General features: G+C 53.1%; 23 protein-coding genes. 6 read left to right on the forward strand and 17 right to left on the reverse strand.

What is annotated here, in order from left to right:
- Window positions 1-51: 51 nt before the first annotated feature.
- From dxs to FHW66_RS18630, 3 genes are all read right to left on the reverse strand, one after another.
- Window positions 52-1,914: a 1-deoxy-D-xylulose-5-phosphate synthase gene (gene dxs / locus FHW66_RS18620; protein ID WP_183381330.1), complete on the reverse strand. Its 1,863-nt coding sequence runs from the start codon at window positions 1,912-1,914 to the stop codon at window positions 52-54.
- 142 nt (window positions 1,915-2,056) lie between these two features.
- Complete coding sequence (locus FHW66_RS18625; RefSeq protein ID WP_183381331.1) at window positions 2,057-2,968, reverse strand: polyprenyl synthetase family protein; 912 nt, start codon at window positions 2,966-2,968, stop codon at window positions 2,057-2,059.
- A complete protein-coding gene (locus FHW66_RS18630) occupies window positions 2,965-3,216 on the reverse strand; it encodes an exodeoxyribonuclease VII small subunit (protein WP_183381332.1) in 252 nt (83 codons plus the stop codon). The genes FHW66_RS18625 and FHW66_RS18630 overlap by 4 nt, the downstream gene beginning before the upstream one ends.
- 235 nt (window positions 3,217-3,451) lie before the next feature.
- Between FHW66_RS18630 and FHW66_RS18635 the strand changes: the two genes are divergently transcribed.
- The 3 genes from FHW66_RS18635 (at window position 3,452) to FHW66_RS18645 (ending at window position 6,487) form a co-directional block, all read left to right on the forward strand.
- Complete coding sequence (locus FHW66_RS18635; protein WP_183381333.1) at window positions 3,452-4,552, forward strand: SRPBCC family protein; 1,101 nt, start codon at window positions 3,452-3,454, stop codon at window positions 4,550-4,552.
- A 115-nt stretch (window positions 4,553-4,667) separates the two neighbouring features.
- Window positions 4,668-5,645, forward strand: a complete 978-nt coding sequence (locus tag FHW66_RS18640; protein WP_183381334.1) for a DMT family transporter — start codon at window positions 4,668-4,670, stop codon at window positions 5,643-5,645.
- Window positions 5,627-6,487, forward strand: a complete 861-nt coding sequence (locus FHW66_RS18645) for a sulfurtransferase (protein ID WP_183381335.1) — start codon at window positions 5,627-5,629, stop codon at window positions 6,485-6,487. Before FHW66_RS18640 ends, FHW66_RS18645 begins: the two co-directional genes overlap by 19 nt.
- Here the strand turns inward: FHW66_RS18645 and FHW66_RS18650 are convergent.
- Together FHW66_RS18650 and FHW66_RS18655 are read right to left on the reverse strand one after the other, a co-directional pair.
- Entirely contained in the window at window positions 6,455-8,593 is a 2,139-nt protein-coding gene (locus FHW66_RS18650; RefSeq protein WP_183381336.1) for a chemotaxis protein CheA, read from the reverse strand. The genes FHW66_RS18645 and FHW66_RS18650 overlap by 33 nt on opposite strands.
- A gap of 445 nt (window positions 8,594-9,038) precedes the next feature.
- Window positions 9,039-9,191 (reverse strand): rubredoxin, encoded by a 153-nt coding sequence (locus FHW66_RS18655; protein ID WP_183381375.1) that lies wholly within the window; start codon window positions 9,189-9,191, stop codon window positions 9,039-9,041.
- Between the two features lie 95 nt (window positions 9,192-9,286).
- Here FHW66_RS18655 and FHW66_RS18660 point away from each other — a divergent pair, with 95 nt between their 5' ends.
- Both FHW66_RS18660 and hemL read left to right on the forward strand, forming a co-directional pair.
- A complete protein-coding gene (locus tag FHW66_RS18660; RefSeq protein ID WP_183381337.1) occupies window positions 9,287-10,111 on the forward strand; it encodes a hydroxymethylpyrimidine/phosphomethylpyrimidine kinase in 825 nt (274 codons plus the stop codon).
- An 82-nt stretch (window positions 10,112-10,193) separates the two neighbouring features.
- Window positions 10,194-11,501, forward strand: coding sequence for a glutamate-1-semialdehyde 2,1-aminomutase (gene hemL / locus FHW66_RS18665; RefSeq protein WP_183381338.1), 1,308 nt, complete (start codon window positions 10,194-10,196; stop codon window positions 11,499-11,501).
- A gap of 149 nt (window positions 11,502-11,650) precedes the next feature.
- On the opposite strand, the gene erpA is transcribed toward hemL, so the two are convergent.
- The 6 genes from erpA to rplM all read right to left on the reverse strand — a co-directional run bounded on the left by erpA (window position 11,651) and on the right by rplM (window position 15,253).
- Window positions 11,651-12,016: an iron-sulfur cluster insertion protein ErpA gene (erpA, locus tag FHW66_RS18670; RefSeq protein WP_183381339.1), complete on the reverse strand. Its 366-nt coding sequence runs from the start codon at window positions 12,014-12,016 to the stop codon at window positions 11,651-11,653.
- 54 nt (window positions 12,017-12,070) lie between these two features.
- Window positions 12,071-12,469 carry a polymer-forming cytoskeletal protein gene (locus FHW66_RS18675; protein ID WP_183381340.1) on the reverse strand — a complete coding sequence of 133 codons (399 nt, stop codon included), beginning with the start codon at window positions 12,467-12,469 and terminating at the stop codon, window positions 12,071-12,073.
- 9 nt (window positions 12,470-12,478) lie between these two features.
- Window positions 12,479-13,183: a DUF6776 family protein gene (locus FHW66_RS18680; RefSeq protein WP_183381341.1), complete on the reverse strand. Its 705-nt coding sequence runs from the start codon at window positions 13,181-13,183 to the stop codon at window positions 12,479-12,481.
- Window positions 13,184-13,206: 23 nt separating this feature from the next.
- A complete protein-coding gene (argC, locus tag FHW66_RS18685) occupies window positions 13,207-14,244 on the reverse strand; it encodes an N-acetyl-gamma-glutamyl-phosphate reductase (RefSeq protein ID WP_183381342.1) in 1,038 nt (345 codons plus the stop codon).
- Window positions 14,245-14,422: 178 nt separating this feature from the next.
- Window positions 14,423-14,815 carry a 30S ribosomal protein S9 gene (rpsI, locus tag FHW66_RS18690; protein WP_183381343.1) on the reverse strand — a complete coding sequence of 131 codons (393 nt, stop codon included), beginning with the start codon at window positions 14,813-14,815 and terminating at the stop codon, window positions 14,423-14,425.
- 9 nt (window positions 14,816-14,824) lie between these two features.
- On the reverse strand, window positions 14,825-15,253 hold the full coding sequence (gene rplM, locus FHW66_RS18695) for a 50S ribosomal protein L13 (RefSeq protein ID WP_007877931.1): 429 nt from the start codon (window positions 15,251-15,253) through the stop codon (window positions 14,825-14,827).
- Window positions 15,254-15,881: 628 nt separating this feature from the next.
- Between rplM and FHW66_RS18700 the strand changes: the two genes are divergently transcribed.
- Complete coding sequence (locus tag FHW66_RS18700; protein ID WP_183381344.1) at window positions 15,882-16,331, forward strand: OsmC family protein; 450 nt, start codon at window positions 15,882-15,884, stop codon at window positions 16,329-16,331.
- Between the two features lie 36 nt (window positions 16,332-16,367).
- Here FHW66_RS18700 and coq7 read toward each other — a convergent pair whose 3' ends face one another.
- From coq7 to FHW66_RS18730, 6 genes are all read right to left on the reverse strand, one after another.
- Entirely contained in the window at window positions 16,368-16,994 is a 627-nt protein-coding gene (gene coq7, locus FHW66_RS18705; protein WP_183381345.1) for a 2-polyprenyl-3-methyl-6-methoxy-1,4-benzoquinone monooxygenase, read from the reverse strand.
- Between the two features lie 61 nt (window positions 16,995-17,055).
- Window positions 17,056-18,090 (reverse strand): dihydroorotase, encoded by a 1,035-nt coding sequence (gene pyrC, locus FHW66_RS18710; RefSeq protein WP_183381346.1) that lies wholly within the window; start codon window positions 18,088-18,090, stop codon window positions 17,056-17,058.
- Between the two features lie 277 nt (window positions 18,091-18,367).
- On the reverse strand, window positions 18,368-19,096 hold the full coding sequence (locus FHW66_RS18715; protein WP_183381347.1) for an amino acid ABC transporter ATP-binding protein: 729 nt from the start codon (window positions 19,094-19,096) through the stop codon (window positions 18,368-18,370).
- Between the two features lie 58 nt (window positions 19,097-19,154).
- A complete protein-coding gene (locus FHW66_RS18720) occupies window positions 19,155-19,850 on the reverse strand; it encodes an amino acid ABC transporter permease (RefSeq protein WP_183381348.1) in 696 nt (231 codons plus the stop codon).
- A 3-nt stretch (window positions 19,851-19,853) separates the two neighbouring features.
- Complete coding sequence (locus FHW66_RS18725; RefSeq protein ID WP_183381349.1) at window positions 19,854-20,603, reverse strand: amino acid ABC transporter permease; 750 nt, start codon at window positions 20,601-20,603, stop codon at window positions 19,854-19,856.
- A 298-nt stretch (window positions 20,604-20,901) separates the two neighbouring features.
- A complete protein-coding gene (locus tag FHW66_RS18730; RefSeq protein ID WP_183381350.1) occupies window positions 20,902-21,849 on the reverse strand; it encodes an amino acid ABC transporter substrate-binding protein in 948 nt (315 codons plus the stop codon).
- Window positions 21,850-22,144 lie beyond the last annotated feature (295 nt).

A 22,144-nucleotide genomic window follows, 5' to 3' on the forward strand; every position in this document is an offset into this window, starting at 1 on the left:
AAAAAAGCGGCCTCAGCCGCTTTTTTAGTTTCTGCATACTGCAAGCAAACCTCAACTGTTGTTGACGACCAGTCGTGGTTGCTCATTGCCGAAACGTTGAACGATGGAAGCCGCAATGCCGTCACCATCCAGACCGCAAGCAGCCAGCAAGTGACCAACTTCACCGTGATCAATGAACCGGTCTGGCAAGCCCAGTTGCAGCAGGGGCTTGACGATACCGGCAGCCGCCAGCGCCTCGGCCACGGCTGAACCAGCACCGCCCATGACACACCCCTCTTCCACCGTCACCAACGCGTCATGACTGGCGGCCAGTTGCTTGACCAGTTCCACATCCAGTGGCTTGATGAAGCGCATGTTGGCAACGCTGGCATTGAGCTTCTCGGCCGCAGCCAGACTTGGCGCGACCATGGTGCCGAAAGCCAGAATCGCGATGCCCTTACCTTCACGCCGCACCTCGCCTTTGCCCAGCGGCAGTGTGTCCAGTGTCTTTTGTACTGCCACGCCAGTACCGGCGCCACGTGGATACCGCACCGCAGCCGGGCCTTGGTACGCGTAGGCAGTTGAGAGCATCTGACGACATTCGTTTTCGTCCGAAGCCGCCATCACGACCATGTTGGGAATGCAGCGTAAAAACGCTAAATCGTAGTTACCCGCATGCGTGGCACCATCGGCTCCCACCAGACCGGCGCGGTCCAGGGCAAAGGTGACGTCGAGATTTTGCAGCGCCACGTCATGAATGAGCTGGTCGTAGGCGCGCTGCAGGAACGTCGAATAAATCGCTACCACAGGCTTCATACCCTCACAGGCCATCCCCGCCGCAAACGTCACGGCGTGCTGCTCTGCGATACCGACATCATAGTAACGCCCCGGAAACTGTTGCTCAAACTGCACCATACCGGACCCTTCGCGCATGGCTGGTGTAATACCAACCAGCGCCTTATCCTCGCGCGCCATATCACACAACCAGTCGCCGAACACTTGGGTGTAGGTTTGCTTGCTTGATTTAACCGGCTTGATGCCTTCGGCCGGATTGAACTTGCCCGGACCGTGATACAACACCGGATCAGCTTCGGCCAGCTTATAGCCTTGACCTTTCTTGGTAACCACATGCAGGAACTGCGGCCCCTTGAGATTCTTCAGATTTTGCAGCGTTGGAATCAGCGAATCCAGATCATGGCCATCGATCGGGCCAATATAGTTGAAGCCGAATTCCTCAAACATGGTCGCTGGCACGACCATGCCCTTGGCATGCTCTTCCAGACGTTTGGCCAGCTCAAGCATCGGCGCTGGCAACATCGACTTGCCGACATTCTTGGCCTTGGCATAGAACTGTCCTGACATCAGGCGGGCCAGATAACGGTTGAGCGCGCCGACCGGCGGCGAAATCGACATGTCGTTATCGTTGAGAATCACCAGCAGATTGATGTCTTCGCAAATCCCGGCATTGTTGAGCGCTTCAAATGCCATTCCGGCGGTCATGGCGCCATCACCGATGACCGCTATCGCATGCCGGTCTTCACCCTGTGTTTTGGCGGCGAGTGCCATCCCGAGCGCAGCAGAAATCGAGGTCGATGAGTGCGCGGTACCAAAGGTGTCGTAATCACTTTCAGCGCGACGCGGGAAACCGGAAATGCCATTGAACTGGCGTAGCGTGCTCATCAGATCACGTCGACCTGTGAGTATCTTGTGCGGATATGTCTGATGACCAACGTCCCAGACGATACGATCTTCCGGTGTATTGAAAACATAGTGTAGCGCCAGCGTAAGCTCAACTGTCCCAAGATTGGACGAGAGATGGCCGCCGGTTTGCGCCACTGAGTCGATCACAAATGCACGCAATTCGTCTGCCAGCGGCTTGAGCTGGGTACGAGGAAGTTGCCGCAAATCGGCCGGGCTGTTTATCGTGTTAAGCATGCTGGATCTAGTTACCGTTTATTTGCTGCATTGCAGCCGATGCAATCAATCAAGGCGCACATCGCTACCCTTTCCTGTTGCACGATTTCATTGAAATTTACGCCGTTTATCTGGTCGTTGCCATGTCTTCACTAAAGTAAGTCTATGCCTTGCGGCGCACAATCAAATCCGCCAGCTCACGCAGACGACGTGCCGAAGAACCAAACTGCTCTAACGCCAGATGCGCATCGGCCCGCAATTTTTCTGCCAGTGCCTGAGACTGCGACAAACCGAGAATAGAGACATAGGTTGGTTTGTTGTCGGCCGCATCCTTGCCTGCAGTCTTGCCCAATGTGACTGAGTCGGCGGTCGCATCGAGAATGTCATCGACCACCTGAAAGGCCAGACCGATAGCATCAGCATACGCATGCAAGGCACTGCTCTGTGCCTCGGACAGCTCTTGACCGGCACCTGCGCCCAATAGAATTGCCGCTCGCAGCAGTGCCCCTGTTTTCAGGCGGTGCATTTGCTCCAGCTCGGCCAGTGATAACGTCATGCCAACACTGGCAAGATCAATTGCCTGTCCACCACACATGCCCACTGAGCCAGCCGCCTGTGCCAACAACTGCACCATTGCCATCTGGCGTGGCAGACAGGCAGGATCATCCACTCCCGACAGGACCGCAAAGGCCTGCGTCTGCAACGCATCGCCAACCAGCAGTGCCGTCGGTTCGTCATACTTGACATGGACCGTTGGCTTACCACGTCGCAAAGCATCATCATCCATACAGGGCATGTCATCATGCACCAGTGAATAGACGTGGATCATTTCCACGGCAGCAGCAGCACGCGCCAACAGTTCCGCAGGCGCATCAAATAGTGCTCCGGCAGCATAGACCAGCAAAGGACGCACACGCTTGCCGCCGTCGAGCGCCGTGTAGCGCATGGCCTCATGCAGGCGCGTCGGCATCTCGCTGGCAGACGGCAGAAAGCGGTCCAGCACGACTTCCAACTCCAACTGGATGGTTTGCATCCAATCAATAAATGACAGGTCTTCCTGAGCACGCGCATTCATGCCAGATCCTCCGGACGCTCAGCTACCAGCGGCTTGAGCATGTCGCCATCAAGCACCTTGACCTGGACGTCGACCTTGTCCAGCTGCACTGAGCAGAACTTGACCAGTTCGGCACCACGCTTGTAGGCCTCAACCGAGGCTTCCAATGGCAACTCACCGGCTTCCATCTGGATTACCAGTTGTTCCAGCTCTTGCATCGCCTCTTCGAACGAGGCTGGCTGACTGGCTTTGACAGGATTCTTGGGCATAGTGATTATTTCTGAATATAGCCCGTTATTTTAGAACAAAGCGCGCCACAGTTGGCCGCAATAGGGCCTCAAAGCACTGGCAAAGGGTAGATTGATCCACGCAAACCGCCCGCAAGAAGACTATTTGTGGCATAATTTGACGTTCTGTCCAAAATTTCCTCTTCATATTATTTGAACATAGGTTTTTGCGGATTCTTTCTCTCTTAGGTTGGTGCAAATTAATTTGGGGGCGGGGATGTCCGATCTTGCTACTTTTGCCAAACTGGCGCGCTCTAACGCGCAACTTCCAGTAAACGTCTATTTTGACGAAGCGCTTTGCAAGCGCGAATTCCACCAATTATTCCAACATGGCCCACGTTATGTCGGTCATGAATTGATGGTTCCCAATGTCGGCGACTATGCAACGCTGCCATGGGAAAACGAAGGCCGTATGCTGGTGCGCAATGCGCAGGGCATCGAGTTGCTTTCTAACGTCTGTCGTCATCGTCAAGCCAAAATGCTCGACGGGCGTGGTAATGCGCGCAATATTGTGTGCCCGTTGCATCGCTGGACCTACGACCTCAAAGGCGAACTGGTCGGTGCGCCGCATTTTGGCGAAACGCCCTGCATGAACCTGTCCAAGACTGAATTGCAGCGCTGGAATGGCTTGCTGTTTGAACAAAACGGTGTCGATGTTGCTGCGCAACTGAAACAGCTTGGCGTGACCAGGGAACTGGATTTTTCTGGCTATCTGTTCGATCACGTGGAAGTGCACGAGTGTAATTACAACTGGAAGACTTTCATTGAAGTCTATCTGGAGGATTATCATGTCGAGCCTTTCCATCCCGGCCTAGGCAGCTTTGTCAGCTGCGACGACCTGCGCTGGGAGTTTGGCGCCAATTACAGCGTGCAAACTGTAGGGGTCAATCATGGCCTGGCCAAGTCTGGCTCACCGGCCTACAAGAAATGGCAGGAGCAGGTATTGCGCATGGGCAATGGCAAGCCGCCCGCATTCGGCGCCATCTGGCTCACGCTGTATCCCAACATCATGGTGGAGTGGTATCCACATGTGCTGGTGGTATCGACCTTGTGGCCCAATGGTCCACAAAAGACGACCAATGTGGTCGAATTCTATTATCCGGAAGAGATCGCGCTTTTTGAACGCGAACTGGTCGAAGCCGAGCGGGCTGCCTATATGGAAACCTGCATCGAAGATGACGAGATCGCCTTGCGCATGGATGCCGGACGCCGCATTCTGATGGACCGCGGCACCAGCGAAGTCGGCCCCTATCAATCACCAATGGAAGACGGTATGCAACATTTCCATGAATGGTATCGATCGCAGATTGCGCTGTGATGCAACAAAAAACCCATGTATGCGCATGTTGTCGATAACATGAATCGCGAGCAGGCAGTGCCTCCCACCGGAAGCACTGCCTGTTTTTTTGTCCAGCCCACCCATTTCATTCGCCATGCAATCGCTCTGGATGCTCGTTGCCTCACTGCTGTTTTCCATCATGGGCGTATGCGTCAAACTCAGCGCCAGCCATTTCTCCACTTCCGAAGTCGTTCTCTGCCGGGGATTGGTCGGCGTCATTTTCATCATCGGCCTTATCAAAATCCGTGGCGGCACATTGCGTACAGCCTTCCCGCGCGATCATCTGATCCGCGGTGGCATTGGCGTCATTTCTCTCTGGATGTGGTTTTATTCATTTCGACTACTGCCAGTGGCGACTGCGACGACACTGAACTACATGTCCTCGATCTGGATGGCGGCGATTCTGTTTTGTGCTGCATGGTGGCAAGGAAAGAAACGCTTCGAATGGGGTCTGGCAGCGGCCGTCATCTTTAGCTTTATCGGCGTGGCGCTATTGCTGCGCCCCTCCATTGATGCCAGCCAGATTGCGGGCGGCATTGTCGCACTGGTGTCCGGCGTGCTGTCTGCCATCGTTTATCTGCAAGTGCGCAAGCTCGGGTTGCTTGGTGAGCCTGAATATCGTGTGGTCTTCTATTTCTCGCTGACGGGTTTTCTGGCGGGCCTGGGTGGCTGCCTGAGCAGCGGTGAAATACCTTTCTATCACCCGGTTTCGGCACAAGGTCTGGCTCTAGTCATCACCATCGGGCTAACGGCAACGCTCGCACAAATCGCAATGACGCGCGCCTACCGGCTTGGTAATACGCTGGTAACCGCCAATCTGCAATACAGCGGCATTGTCTTCTCCAGTCTGCTGGGGCTGGTCATCTGGCACGACGCATTAGGCTGGATGGGCTGGACTGGCCTGGCCATCATCTTGCTCAGTGGCGTTGCATCCACTTTCTATCATCAGGCAACTGAATCCGCGTTACAGCCGGCCAATGATCCAATACCGCCGAGCGAGTCACAAAAACTATCCGATTCCCATCCCGCCACCATCGATCTTGAGGAGAACCCATGGCCTATACAACGCTGATATCTGCGGCAGAACTGGCAACCCACAGCAATGATTCCCGCTTTGTGATCGTTGATTGTCGCCACGATTTGCTCAACCCGGACGTCGGACCTGCAGCATATAGCGCAGGCCACATTGCCGGCGCCCGCTTTGCCCACCTGGACAAGCTGCTCTCCGGGACAAAAATCGGTATCGATGGCCAATTCAAGGGTCGCCATCCGTTGCCGCAACGCCAGGACTTTATCGCCGCCATGCAATCTCTTGGGATCAATAACGATACTCAGGTGATTGCCTATGATGCCGTCGACGGCAGATACGCGGCGCGCTTGTGGTGGCTGCTGCGCTGGGTCGGTCATGCGCAGATCGCGGTTCTCGACGGTGGCCTGCAGGCCTGGCAGACACACGGAGGTGCGATCGACACCAGCATCCCCGAAGTGGCTACCGGCAATCTGGAAGCGCATCCACCACTGGTTGAGTCGGTTGATGCGGCGATTGTGCTGAATAACATCAGCGAGAAGAAAATGACGCTGGTTGATGCCCGCTCTGCAGATCGCTATCGCGGCGAGAATGAAACGATTGATCCGGTTGGCGGGCATATCCCCGGTGCCAAAAACCGATTCTTCCTGGACAATCTGGAAAGCGATGGCCGCTTCAAGCCGGCTGCCGCATTACGCTCCGAATGGAATACCCTGCTGGAGCATCCGCAACAGGCCATCATGCAGTGCGGCTCAGGCGTTACGGCTTGCCATAATCTGCTGGCATTGGAGATTGCCGGCTTGTCAGGAGCAAAACTGTACCCCGGATCCTGGAGTGAGTGGTGCGCAGAACCTTCACGTCCTGTCGCAACTGGTCCCCTGCCCTGATCCAGATACTTGCGAGATGAGTTGAACGGGATCGACGATGAACGTCACCGTGCCATCTGCCAACAAGGTAGTACCTGTAAAACCAAGGCATTGCCGCCATGGTAGATGGCATTTTCTGACGACAATTTCATGGCACGCCACAATGTGCTCGACGACAATGGCACGCGAGACTGGTGTGTCCCTGAGCACGAGAATATTCATCTCCCCCTTGGGTAGGGACGACGATACATCAAGGAGTGTCGACAAACTGTGCAACTCCAGAGTGGAATCACGCCAAAGCAGGCTACCACGCTGCAGCAAGCGCTCCCGATCTTCCTCCGCCACCGGTAGTATTTGCTCAACCAGGGCAACATCAATGGCGTAGGACTGTCCTGCCAGCTGTATTAGCAGCACCGAGGCAAGCGCAGCAGATTGAGGCAGGCGCATACAGAAAGTAGTACCCACTCCGCAGCTGCTTGCGACACTAATCTCGCCATCAAGAGCACGTACCTCGGTGCGCACAACATCAAGGCCAACACCACGACCAGCCAAGACCGTCGGCTCTGCACTAGTAGAAAAGCCAGGATGAAAGATCAGTTCAGCAAGTGCCTCTGACGACATGCGCTGCGCTTGGTCGAACCAGCCTTTTTCGATGGAAACTGCACGGATACGCTCCAAGTCCAAGCCGCGCCCATCGTCAGACAGAGTAATTCTGAGCTCACAGCCGTACTGTTGAATATCGAGATGCAACTGCCCAATCAATGGTTTACCCCGTGTAGATCGCTGATGGCATGACTCAATACCGTGTACTGCCGCATTGCGCAACAGGTGCTCCAGCGGTGCTACCAACTGTTCCAGCAGACCGCGCTCGACAGCCGTCGCTCCTCCAGAAAGGTGAAGTACCAGCGGCTTGCCGGTTGCCCGCGCCAGATGCTGAACAAGTTGCTGTAATCGCGACTCTATCTCGACGAAACACACCATGCCAGACAACACCAACTCACGCTCCAGTTGATGAACCAAACCAGCCTGGGTCGTTAGATTCTGCTCAATTTGCCTTGCCGAATTGAGCAGCTTGCAACGCAGACTCCGCAAGGATTCAACAGATTGCTTGTGCACCAGACACATGCTTTGATCGCGGCGCCCGGCTGAGCTATCCCGTGCATGATCACCGGATACGGGCAGACCAAGACCTGATGGCGGGCTTCCGGCTTCCAATAACAATGAAAGTACGGAAACTTCTTTTACCAGAGTTTGCAAGTAAGACTGAAACGCCGCAATTCCTTGCCCCATTAAATGCTGCGAAGTCGGAAAACACGCAGTCAACTCAAGCATTTTTTTCGTCAGACTAGTATCTCGCTTGCCGCTTTGCCGACCCGACGTCGATGTGACTGTCGAATTTGCTTGCTCCCAAGTGAGCGGCAGCGCCACAGAGAGTGCCTCGATCAGTCGGCGTGTGAAATCATGACGTACTGCGATTTCCGAGACTATCTCCGATGCCGCCATGCCCAGACTTCGCATCTCAGCAATCTGCGCTTCTACATCATGCAGATGATGCGCCAACATCAGCGCATCCGCCATCCCGGCACTACCCTTCAAGGTATGCATTGCGCGCAAATGACTATGCAGCATGTCGGAGTTGTCCGGCTGCTGATGCAGTTGCACCAGCGTAGCTGCCAGTTGCGATAACAATTCTCCTGCCTCCCTCAGGAAAATGTCTTGCAGCATACAATCCGGCGTATTTTCAGCCTGTGTCAGATGAAAGCGCTCCTGTTGCTTCTCAAACCAGAGACGTAGATCGCGCTCGATTCTGGTCACAATGGGTAGCGGATTTTGCATTCCCTGATTGTTTTCGGTCGCCGAGTGGTGCAACCAGTGCTGCAACATGGCAACTTCAGCGCTGCTGCAATGCAGCTGCAACGATGCGCAAACCTCTTCGAATACTTGTAGCTGGCGGAGCAAGCGTTGCAGTGATGCTGGATTGCGGAAGCTGTGATGAAGATGCACGGCCACCATGCTGATATCGTCAATGAAACATTGCAACTCAATCTGGAAGACGCTCCACTGCCGCGCCTGCGGATACGACTTGCCCTGTCCTGATGGCAATTCGATATGCGGCCGGCTCTTCATGCAACAGCCCTACGCATGATTGCTGTAGATGCAGGAATGTCAGGTCGCGGTAGCGATTGTTGTAGATGTCTTGGAGAGTGCACGACGAGTTATTGTTGAACAAAACTCGTATTGGAGTCCGAGGGCAAGCCGGCAGTTGCTTGCAGCAATGCCAAAAAACGCATATCGCGTACTAGTCTTAGCGCAGCTAGCGTGGAGGAAAACGAGGGTTGGATTGCACTGAAGAACAACAGAAACTTGCTGTTTTGCACTACCGCGATGTCACCAAGCTCACAAACATGAGAGCAGAGTTCTGATGAGTGGCAGCCCTCCCAAATTACAGGAGGGCAAAAGTGCAACACCGACCACCAGAATTGCTAGTAGCCGCCAGCGCGTGCCGGGTACTGCGGTATTAACGCGTCGATAACAACTGATGAACAGTTGAAATCAAATTGATCAACGCTATTTAGATGGTAACCATCTCAAAATCTTCCTTGCGCGCGCCACATTCCGGACAGGTCCAGTTCATTGGCACATCATCCCAGCGGGTACCTGCTGGAATACCTTCATCCGGCAAGCCATCCTTTTCGTCATAAACCCAACCACAGATCAGGCACATCCAGGTCTTGTAATCTTGTTTGCTATCGCTCACGGCTGACTATCCCTCAATTCAATCAAGTAGAATGGTAAGCCAGCTATTCTAATCTACTCGACGTGCAAAACCAAACTCCCCCCCTCATCTTGACCTTCGGCGCTGCGGACCCTGTCGGAGCAACAGGCGTTCAGGCTGACCTGGCCACATTTGCCGCCATGGGCTGTCATGGCTTGTCCATCATCACTTCCATTCTGGTCAGTGATACCGCGCGCATCGAAGACGTGCAAATCATTGATGTCGACTGGATGGCTGATCAGGCACGCGTGATTCTTGAAGATATGCCAGTAGCAGCCTTTAAGGTTGGTGTCGTGGGCAGCATCGAAAATGTCTCTGCGATTGCCGAAATCGTGTCAGATTATCCAGACATCCCGCTGATTCTTGATCCTTTCATTACCGCCATGCCGAATCAGGAAGGTGACGACGATGATAATTTGATCGCCGTACGTGAGCTGCTGATACCTCAGACCACGCTGATGCTGGCTTCGGCAGTAGAACTTAACCGGCTCGCAGAAACCTGGCGTGAGCCTGTGCTGGCGGACACCCTCCAGCTGGACGCCATGCGCATCATTGAGATGGGATGCGAATATCTGTTTGTTACTGGCACCCCGGCCGACGGGCATGAAGTCGCCAACAGCCTGTTCAATGAATCCGGCCTGTTGCGGCGCGATGCCTGGCAACGTCTGCCGGGCTCATTTACCGGCGCAGGCACAACCCTCTCGGCGGCTATTTGCGCCATGCTCGCCAATGGCCTTGAAATTCCAGAAGCAGTATCCGAGGCACAAGAGTTTACGCTGGCGGCACTGGCTCATGCGCAACGCCTAGGCATGGGCAAGCTCATTCCTGACCGCTATTTCTGGGCACGCGAAAACGACGAACCCAATTAAGTAGCTAAGTAGCCGCTATCGCCATCCTTATCATCATCATTGCCGTTATAGCGCTCCTTTCAACAACACTGTTCTTACCTTCATGACTGCACAACACTCTGACCAATCCGCGCCCTCCAATGACTCCTTGTTTGCCCGTGCGCAACGGACGACACCTGGTGGCGTCAACTCGCCGGTCCGCGCCTTTCGCTCCGTTGGCGGCACACCGCGCTTCATTACCCGTGCTCAAGGCCCTTATTTCTGGGACGCAGAAGAGCGTCGCTACATCGACTACATCGGCTCCTGGGGCCCAGCGATTGTCGGCCACGCGCATCCCAAGGTAGTCCACGCAGTACAGGAAGCGGCTACCCGCGGTCTGAGCTTTGGTGCACCGACCGAAGGCGAAATCGAGATGGCAGAAGAAATCTGCAAACTGGTGCCATCCATTGAACAGGTGCGACTGGTATCAAGCGGTACGGAAGCAACCATGAGCGCACTGCGGTTAGCGCGGGGAGCGACCAAACGAGACAAGATTGTAAAGTTTGAAGGCTGCTACCACGGCCACGCAGATTCGTTGCTGGTGAAGGCTGGCAGTGGCCTGCTGACCTTTGGCAACCCAACCTCGTCCGGCGTCCCCGAGGATTTCGTCAAACATACCTTGGTACTGGATTACAACAATACGCAGCAGCTGGAAGAGGCGTTCAAGGCTGCGGGACATGAAATTGCCTGCGTCATCGTTGAACCTGTGGCCGGCAATATGAATCTGGTGCGCGCAACGCCAGAGTTCTTGCAGACCATGCGCCGACTCTGTACCGAATACGGCACAATCCTGATTTTTGATGAAGTCATGTCCGGTTTCCGGGTGGCACTCGGTGGTGCTCAGTCTTTGTATGGCATCATTCCCGACCTCACCGCACTGGGCAAAGTCATTGGTGGCGGCTTGCCAGTGGCAGCCTTCGGTGGACGCGCAGACATCATGAAACATCTTGCACCACTTGGCGGGGTTTACCAGGCAGGGACGCTTTCAGGCAATCCTATTGCCGTTGCGGCTGGATTGACCACCTTGAAACTGATTCAAGAGCCCAATTTCTATACAAACTTAAGCGAACAAACCGCAAAACTGGTTGCTGGACTGCGCGCAGCGGCCAGCGCAGCGAACATGACATTTGCTGCCGACAGCCTGGGCGGCATGTTTGGCTTGTATTTCGCCCCAATTGTTCCAGACAGCTATGCCGAAGTCATGCAAGCAGACAAAGACTGCTTCAATCGTTTTTTCCATGCAATGCTGAGCAACGGCGTCTACCTGGCACCGTCGGCATTTGAGGCAGGCTTTGTCTCTGCACAACATGATGACAACGTGATTGCAGAAACGCTCGAGGTAGCGAAGAAGGCCTTTGCCACCATTGCTTGAGAAGACCCGTCACGCAGTTGCCGGTTTCGCGGCGACTGCAAACTGTATGGGGTGGCGCTTAACTATACTGCGTGTATTGAAAAATGTATTAGTCAATAAAAAAGGACGCTAAAGCGTCCTTTTTTATTGGGCAGACTATACGGATCGGGTCAAACTGAAAAAGAAGAACCGCAGCCACATGTCGTAGTCGCATTAGGATTCTTGATGACGAACTGTGCGCCTTCGAGGTCATCTTTATAATCAATCTCAGCACCAACCAGATACTGATAACTCATCGAGTCGATCAACAAATGCACACCATTTTTAGTCATGGTCGTGTCGTCTTCGTTGACAATTTCATCGAAGGTAAAACCGTACTGGAAGCCTGAGCAGCCACCGCCTTGAACAAAGACGCGCAGCTTCAGATCAGGATTACCTTCTTCCTCGATCAGTTGCGCAACTTTTGCAGCTGCGCTGTCAGAAAAATTGATAGGTACGGGAATGGTTGTTTCTTGAATTTCGGCAACGGCGTTCATTTTGGAGCTCCTGCATCAGCGGACAATGCCCACATTATAAGGGGTCTGGAAAATTCATGCATCGCCACTCGAAACTGCCAGCTTGAGCAATGGCAGCTCTTCGTTTTGATCGTGACTGAGTTTGCCTGAGACCAAGGCACCACCATGCATTTCGAGCGCCTTGTAATAAACATTGCCAGTAATTCGAGCTTTGGGCTGCAATTCCAGCAACTCCACAGAATGCACATCGCCGACGATTTCACCATTGACAATAACGTGCACTGCGCGAATCTCACCAATGATTTTGGCATGCTCGGAAATCACCAGCACACTCGGTTGCCCCTGCTCTGCATTGATGTTGCCCTTGATCTGACCATCAATACGCAGACCACCCTTGAAATTGACATCACCCTGGATATTCGTGGAGGCGCCGATAAGGCTGTCAATAGTGCTTTTTGATTTACGTCCCAACATGATTTCACCTCACAAATTCACTGACTGCTGAGCACGCATTTGACCGCGGTCAAGTACGCGCGCCTGAATGGCCTTGATAATGGCGCCCTCAGGCAAAGTTACCACCCCCTCCACCCGCTGATAGTACTTGAAAGACAGTCTGTAACGCGCTAGATCGGTCGCGTTTTGCTCGGGGAAGTTGATGATAACACTTTTGCCGCCCTGCAACACTGTGATACTCAACTGCAAATTGCCGACAAACTCGCGAGGCACTTTCTCACCCTGCATTGCCAGCAATTGATAATGCACCTGATTGGGCTGAACGATTTCCGCCTTCAGCCGCTGAATTGTAATTCCTTGTGCCCCAATGTTGGTAGGCAGCAAACTTTGAAAGAAAGACAGGTCTTCCTTCAATTTAGCATTTTCTGCCTCCAATGTCTTAATCTGGTTTCCTAGCTGTGTCTGCGCCGAGCGCTCAATGTTGAGCTGGCTTTCGGCAGCCATGGCAGTACTGGAGAACTTGTCTCGCTCGCTGCTCAGTTTCTTGACTTCGTCAGACAAGCTGGCAACCTGATCACGACCGGCATTCGGATTCAGACCTGCGAAATTTCGCCCGAGATCGTAAGCCCACATTGCCAGCGCACCGCCGAGACCAATCACAAGCACTAAAAACATGGCGCGCAGCGGCCATGGCAGATGTGTCTTGATCGTCATCTTCGGCGCAGAAATCGACATGCGCCGAACCCAGAGTCGGTATTTCACGGCAGTACAGGGACGTGCAACAGTCCCATTGTCTCTTCCAGACCAAACATCAGATTCATACACTGCACGGCCTGTCCTGCGGCGCCCTTGACCAGATTGTCCTGTACCACCAGTACAACGACAGTGTCACCATCGCCCGGACGATGCAACGCGATGCGTAACATGTTCGATGCACGTGTTGTGCGCGTCTCCGGATGAGATCCAAACGGCATTACATCAACGAATGGCTCATTCTTGTAAGCATCTTCAAACAGCGCCTGCAATGCTGCATTGTCGATCTCTTTTGTCAGACGCGCGTACAAGGTCGAGTGCATGCCGCGAATCATTGGAACCAGATGCGGGGTGAATAACAAGCCAAGTTTGTCGTCAGTCAACTTGCCAAGCTGCTCGAGCGTCTCGGGCAAATGGCGGTGACCTGATACACCGTATGCCTTGAAATTGTCAGACGCTTCAGAGAACAGCAAAGGCAACTCTGCCTTACGGCCCGCACCAGAGACGCCTGACTTGCAATCCGCAATTAGGTGCGATGCATCGATCACGCCAGCCTTGAGCAGTGGCGCATAGCCCAGTTGCATGGTGGTCGGATAGCAGCCAGGGTTGCCAACGATGCGCGCCTTGCGAATCGCATCACGATTGAGCTCGACCAGACCGTAGGCTGCTTCCTTGAGCAGATCAGGGCAGCTGTGCGGCAGTTTGTACCATTTTTCAAAAACGGCAACGTCCTGCAAACGGAAATCCGCAGCCAGGTCAATGACCTTCACACCGGCAGCCAGCAACTCAGCAGCCTGCGCCATTGCCACGCCATGTGGGGTCGCAAAGAACACCACATCACAATCTGTCAGCCTAGCCTTGTCCGGCGAGGAAAAAGCAATATCGACACGTCCACGTAGCGAGGGGTACATCTCGGCGACGGGCATGCCATCTTCCTTGCGTGACGTTACCGCCTGCAGTTGCACTTCTGGATGCGATGCAAAAAGACGCAGCAATTCCACCCCGGTGTAACCGGTGCCGCCGACAATGCCTACCTTGATCATGTTTATTCCTTGCTGAAAAACGTATCCGAGAGCGGCCAATTTTAACAGGAGAATATTGCCATCACATTACCCGTAGATAACAGATTCTGCTCACTGTGAGATCGGACGAGAGAATGCAAAATGCAAAAAAGCCGCCAAGCAGAAGCTGGCGGCTTTTTCGGACTTCTGAAAGTACAGATTAACGCTTCGAGAATTGCTTTGCGCGACGTGCCTTGCGCAGACCAACCTTCTTACGCTCGACTTCACGTGCATCACGTGTGACGAAGCCTGCCTTGGACAGTTCCGACTTCAGTGTTGCATCGTAGTCGATCAGAGCACGTGTGATGCCATGACGAACAGCACCAGCCTGACCAGATTCACCGCCACCGTGAACATTGACCATAATGTCAAAGCGCTCAACGTTGTTGGTCAGTTCCAGCGGCTGACGAATCACCATCAGGCCAGTTTCGCGGGAAAAGTATTCAGCCGCTGGCTTGCCGTTGACGACGATCTTGCCCGAACCGGACTTGATGAAAACACGGGCCACAGCACTCTTGCGACGGCCGGTTCCGTAATTGTAGTTACCGATCATGTCTGTTCCTTAGAGTTCGAGGGCTTTAGGTTGCTGAGCTGCGTGCGGATGGTTGCCATCTGCATACACCTTCAGCTTCTTGATCATCGCGTAGCCGAGTGGGCCCTTAGGCAACATGCCCTTGACCGCCTTCTCGAGTGCGCGACCTGGAAAACGCTGTTGCATTTTCAGGAAATTGGTTTCGTAGATACCGCCTGGATAGCCGCTGTGACGGTAGTACGTCTTTTCAGTAGCTTTGGTACCAGTCACGCGCAGCTTGCCTGCATTGATCACGACGATGAAATCGCCGGTGTCGACGTGCGGAGTAAATTCTGGTTTGTGCTTGCCGCGCAGTCGGAGTGCCACTTCGCTGGCAACACGTCCGAGGACTTTGTCCGTCGCGTCAATCACGAACCACTCGCGCTTTACCTCATGGGCTTTAGCGGAAAAGGTTTTCATGTTGACTTCCTAAGTAAATATAAACGCTCAATTTGGCGGTTCTGCCGCAGTCAAACCCATTCAAGACAGCCCGAAAACCAATCCGGATGTGCTTGCCGGCTTTTGCTGGCGCAGCGTTAACAACCCACTTTACCTGGCAAAAATGCAGACTCTTCCTTGTTATCTTTTCCAGAGCGCACGGAAAAGCCGATTAGTATAGCCTTTTCAAGGACTTACGGTCAATTTATTTATGTCCATGAGTAGCGCCCTGTGACGATCAATACACCTTTCCTTCTTGCAACCCTGAAATCCACAAACAAAATAGGCAAAAAAAACCCGAAACAGACGTTTCGGGCTTAAATCCACACCAAAGGAGGAGGGTGGAGGAGACATTGGTGGACCGCCGCGTTGGCGTAAGAAGTCCTTGGAACCAATATAGCAAACGAAATTGTGCGATGCAAGATTTTATTTACCCCTATTGGATTAGAGGAAAATTGCCTCAAAACACCTACAGTTTGCTGCTATGCAATATGAAATTTTTTGCCAATTTGATCGCCCATCGTCAGTTCCTTGTACAGACAATCACTAATCAGTTTGGCGAAAAAGCTACAATAGCTGCTTCGTCCCACTTACCCAATGAGAATGCAATATGGAATGCACAGTGCGCTGGACTGGTCTGTCCGGCATGACTTTTTTGGCTGAAACCGGCTCAGGCCACGTCATCGCAATGGATGGCGCCCCCGATGGTGGAGGCCGCAACCTGGCGCCACGTCCGATGGAAGTGGTACTACTAGGTACTGGCGGCTGCACCGCTTATGATGTTGTGGTGATTTTGCGCAAGAGCGGACAAGACATTCGCGGTTGCGAAGTAACGTTAAAGTCGGAACGCGCAGAACAAGATCCCAAGGTATTTACCAAGATTCACTTCCACTTCACGGTGCGCGGCCGCAACCTCAAACAAAATGTTGTAGAACGTGCGATCAAATTGTCACACGACAAATATTGCTCGGCCTCCATCATGCTGGAGAAAACTGCAGAGATAACACACTCCTTCGAGATCATTGATGATCTCGCAGACGTCGTCGCGCAGCAACAATAGTCTTTGCAGGCCGCCGGCCTGCAGATACATACCTGCTCAAATACGATATGCCACAGTGGTCATGACTTTCGACATTGCCTGCATCAGGCCACGCAGAGGCAAAGGCATGTCGGCCGCACCAAGCTCGACAGCCGCTTCGGCGTGCTCGATCTCATCCCTGCGCATCTGATCCACAATGGCCCGTGATTTAGCATCCTGCGCAGGCAACTTCTCCAGATGCCCAATCAGGTGCTGTTCGACCTGCCGCTCTGTCTCTGCAACAAAGCCCAGATTACGCGCATCGCCAACGCGCGCTGCGATTGTGCCAAGCACGTAAGAACCGGCATACCACAAAGGGTTGAGCAAACTGGTGTGCGAGCCCAGCTCGCGCAATCTGTCTGCGGTCCAGGCGAGATGGTCCTCCTCCTCAATGCCAGCATGAGCAAACTGCTGCTTCAGGGCATCCGACTGCGCAAATCTCCCCTGCGCATCGTACAACGCTTGGGCGCAAACCTCACCGACATGATTAACACGCATCAGGCCCGCACTGTGACGCTTTTCCGCATCACTCAACGCCGCTTCGGGTAAGGCAGCGGCGGGGTTGACGCGCGACGCACAAGCGACACCGCTGACAACACGCAGCGCCTTATCCAGTTCAGCGATGATTTGATCAACGAATTGCATGACAACAGTTCCTCATAAAAATGAACCGGATGAACAGAGTAGGCCAGAATAAGCCTGTGGCTCAGACCAGCTTCCACTGCATCGTTTCACCACCATTAAGTGGCACTACCGTGGTATCCCCCATCGGCAACTCGGCGGGTATTGTCCAGCTCTCACGACGCAGGCTAACTGTGCCCGTATTGCGAGGCAAGCCGTAAAATGCCGGTCCATTAAAGCTGGCAAAGGCCTCCAGCTTGTCCAGCGCATTCGCCTGCTCAAATGCCTGCGCATACAATTCCAGTGCATGTAAAGCGGTATAGCAGCCAGCACAACCACAGGCGTGCTCTTTCAACCCCTTGGGATGCGGCGCTGAATCAGTGCCAAGAAAAAATTTGTCACTGCCGGATATTGCCGCAGCCACCAATGCCTGACGATGCGTTTCCCGCTTCAGAACTGGCAGACAATAGTAGTGCGGACGAATTCCACCCTTGAAAATCTCGTTGCGGTTGTAGAGCAGATGATGCGCCGTGATCGTGGCCGCCGTTGGACCCTCTGCACTAGCCACGTAATCAGCCGCATCCTTGGTGGTGATATGTTCAAACACGACCTTCAAGCCAGGCATATCGCGCCGCAGAGGCTGCATCACACGGTCGATAAAGACAGCTTCCCGATCGAAGATATCGATAGCCGGATCGGTCACTTCGCCATGCACCAAAAATGGCATACCGGTTTCCTGCAATACTTCCAACGTCTTGTAGCATTTGCGCAGATCCGTGACACCCGCATCCGAATTGGTCGTAGCGCCCGCAGGATACAGTTTGACGGCGTGGACAAATCCGCTAGCCTTGGCCTTGCGGATTTCTTCGGGCGGTGTATTGTCGGTCAGATACAGGACCATCAATGGCTCGAACTGCGCACCGGCTGGCAGCGCAGCCAGAATTCGCTGGCGATAGGCACCCGCCTGCTCGGTGGTAGTGACCGGCGGCTTGAGATTGGGCATGACTATGGCACGGGCAAACTGATGAACGGTGTGCGGCAACACACTGGCCATGGTGGCGCCATCGCGCAAGTGCAAATGCCAGTCGTCCGGACGGGTGATGGTGACTACGTCGCTCATTGCGTTCTCTTTTTCAAAGTAGGAATCAGGTAAGTTGCCTGCATGGCACGCACAATATGGCCGCCAAAGCACTTCATTGTCGACTCCGCAGTAGGTGCGTGGTTCATTGAAGGCGGTATTTTACCGCAAGGGAGTAAGCTACGATTGCGCCAGATCAAGCACCTGCTTAGCGCATTGCCGCGTTGTTGCCCCCATAAAAAAAACCGTCGCGGTTTGCACCGGACGGTTTTGGGCAACAGGCACAAGGGCGCCGTCTCCGGCCTCCCTAACACCCGCTTCAATGTGTGATGATTTTGGCCAGGAAATCACGGGCTCGCTCCGAGCGCGGCGATGCGAAAAAGTCATCCTTTTTGCAATCTTCGACGACAACACCCTTGTCCATGAAGATGACGCGGTTCGCGACCTTGCGTGCAAAGCCCATTTCGTGCGTCACCACCATCATTGTCATACCTTCTTGCGCCAGGCCCACCATGACATCCAACACTTCGTTGATCATTTCCGGGTCCAGAGCCGAGGTCGGCTCGTCGAACAACATGGCGATCGGGTCCATCGACAACGCACGCGCGATGGCGACACGCTGTTGTTGACCGCCGGACAACTGCCCAGGGAACTTGTCCTTTTGTGCAATCAGGCCAACCCGATCAAGGTACTTCAACCCTTTTTCAGTTGCTTCATCCACGCTGCGCCCCAGCACCTTGACCTGACCGATGGTCAGATTTTCACGAATCGACAGGTGAGGAAACAGTTCAAAATTCTGAAACACCATACCAATGCGCGCACGTAACTTGGACAGATTGGTTTTGGGATCACCTACCGATACGCCATCGACAGTGATCGTACCTTTCTGGAACGGCTCCAGACCATTGACGGTCTTGATCAAGGTCGACTTGCCCGAGCCCGAAGGGCCGCACACCACCACCACATCACCCTTGGCAACGCTCGTGCTGCAATCGGTTAAGACCTGGAAGCTGCCATACCATTTGCTGACATTGTTAAGTTCAATCATCTATTTCTCCTAATTCCTGAATACGGTATCGAGGCCGAGCTTTATGTCGGCCATGCTGTTAGCGAATAATGGCAATCTTTTGCTGGAAGCGTTTGACCAACTGCGAAAAGATAAAACTCATCACAAAATAGACCACCGCAACGAAGAGATACATTTCGACCAGACGACTATCGCGCTGCGCAATCTTGGAGGCGCTAGTGACGAAATCAGGCACCGAGCCCAACACATACACAAGCGACACGTCCTGAAACAGCACAATCGTCTGGGTCATCAAGATCGGCATGACATTGCGGAACGCTTGCGGCAGCACCACGTTCCCCATCATTTGCCAATAGTTCATGCCAATTGCATAACCAGCAAAGACCTGGCCTCGCGGAATCGACTGGATGCCTGAGCGCATGATTTCGCAATAATACGCGGCCTCAAACAAGATGAAGGTGATCAATGCAGACTGAAAAGCACCAACCTGGATGGGCTCGCTAGCACCAATAATCCAGGCACCAATGAATGGCACCAGAAAATAGAACCAGAAAATCACCAGCACCAGCGGCACCGAACGAATCAGGTTGACGTAACTCGTTGCTATGAACGACAGAGGCTTGTTGCTGGACAGGCGCATCATGGCAAGCAAGGTGCCAATGACGACACCACCAATCATCGCCGAAATGGTCAATATGAGCGTAAATTTGAGACCCGTGGTGAGCAGGTAATACCAGGACCGCTCAATGACATTGAAATCGAAATTGGCAAACATGGATTAATGCCCTCCTGTACTGGCACTGCCGCCGGTGATATAGCCCGGTACTGCAGTGACTTTTTCCAGGACACGCGCAACGATCAGCGCAATGACTGAAATGATAATGTAGATAATGGTCGCACCGGTCAGCGCCTCGAAGGTCTGGAAAGTGAATTCCCGCATCGAGTAAGTCGCAGCGGTCAACTCAACCAAACCAATGGTCAGCGCCACCGAGCTATTCTTGATGATCGCAGCAAACTCGTTCGTGAGTGCCGGGATGATGATACGAAACGCCATTGGCAAGAGCACATAGCGGTAAGTCTGCACCGGCGTCAAGCCGAGTGCTGCTCCTGCCATACGTTGACCGCGCGGCAAGGCATTGATCCCTGTCGTGACCTGTACTGCAACGCGCGACGAGGTAAAGAATCCCAGCGCTAGAAATGCCGTTACGAAGGATGCGTTAGGCAAGCTCTTGAGCCAATCCCCCATCGCAGCTGGCAATAATTCCGGTACAACGAAATACCATAAAAACATCTGTACCAGCAGAGGAATATTGCGAAACAGTTCCACATAACCATTAGCAAACCGCACAGCCCATGGCTTTTGTGTCGTGCGGATAGTACCAACAATAGTGCCAAGTACCAGCGCCATGATCCACGCCAACAATGCAGTGGCGATGGTCCATTTCAATCCGATTAATAGTGTATCGATATAAGGGATACCATCGGGAGACTCCTCCCAGAAGATGCCCCAGTTCCAGTTATAGTGCATATATTCCCTCGTCTTCTCATCTCAACTCTTGCGATTAGGACCGCGCTATGCACGCTCCCAGTTTGCCTACGCATGAGTACGGCGACACATGGCAGGTCTTGCAGCATTGTTCAGGGTGATGACTCCCCTGGTTGCCAACTAATCTATGTAATTTACTGCCTCACTTGTTACGAGTGAAATGTCACTTGTGAAATGTGGCTTGCGACTCTCACACTTGCTTCGCAAATTAAACAAAACGGGGGAAAGTTCCCCCGTTTTGTTTTATATCAGCACAGTAGTTAAACACTGCGCCTGCAACTTACTTCTTCTTCGAAGACTGCTTTTGCGCCTCAGGCACAGCAGCGTAAGCAGCTGGGTCACCGGAGTCGGTCGGCTTTGCCAGTACAGCTTGCAGCTGCGGGCTCATCGGCACGTTCAAGTTGACACCCTTTGGTGGAATTGGCGACTGGAACCATTTCGCGTAGATCTTCTTGATATCGTCGCCCTTGTAGACGTTGATCAGCGCATCGTCAACGACCTTCTTGAACGCTGCATCACCCAATGGCAAAATCAAGCCGTATGGCTCAACAGACAGAGCTTCGCTCGACACAACGTAATCACCAGGAGCCTTGGAGTTCGCAGCCAGCGAAGAAAGCAAAATATCATCCATCACGAACGCAACTGCACGACCAGTTTCAACCATCAGGAATGCTTCTGCATGGTCCTTCGCAGACAGAATATTCATGCCAAGATTGCGCTCTGCATTCAAGGTTGTGATCTGCTTCAGATTGGAAGTACCGGAAGTCGACACGATAGTCTTACCTTTCAGATCGTCCAGAGTCTTCAGATTCGCGGATTTCTTAGACAGGAATCGATTCGCTGTAACGAACTCAGTCACGGCAAAGGCAACCTGCTTTTGACGCTCAAGATTATTGGTTGCCGAATCACACGAAATATCAGCTGTACCATTGGCAATCAGCGGGATACGCGTTGCCGAAGTCACAGGGATCATCTTCACATTCAACGATGTCATACCCAACTTCTTTTGGATGGCAGTTGCAGCCTTCATACACAGATCAATCGAATAACCTTGATACGATTGCTTGTCATCCAGATAGGAGAATGGGATCGACGCGTCGCGCACACCCAGTGTCAGAGTGCCAGATTCCTTGATTTTCTTCAGACGACCAGTCAACTCTTCAGCGTGTGCAGCACCAATCAAGACACTTGCACCCACCAATACTCCTGCCAGCTTAAATAACTTCATGTGACCTCCTCGAAAAATTTCACGTAGTGTACCAAAAGCACCTCCTCAACAATAGCCTTCGCTCCTGAAAGAACGCCGTTTGACAGCTAAATTCGGGCCGTATTCGAAAACTCCGCAAATCAGCCTATTTCAATTGAAAACCAGCTGTGTCAAAACTGAATAATGACGATCTTTATATCGTTTTTTTTCGAATAACGAGCACCAAAAGTGCAAGTCTTGGACCAAGCTAATGCGATTCAGTTTTAAAACTCATGAAAATGCTGCAATTTATATTGATTGAGCAATAACCGTACCA

The sequence above is a fragment of the Herbaspirillum sp. Sphag64 genome (genome assembly GCF_014192645.1).
Taxonomy (GTDB): domain Bacteria; phylum Pseudomonadota; class Gammaproteobacteria; order Burkholderiales; family Burkholderiaceae_D; genus Herbaspirillum.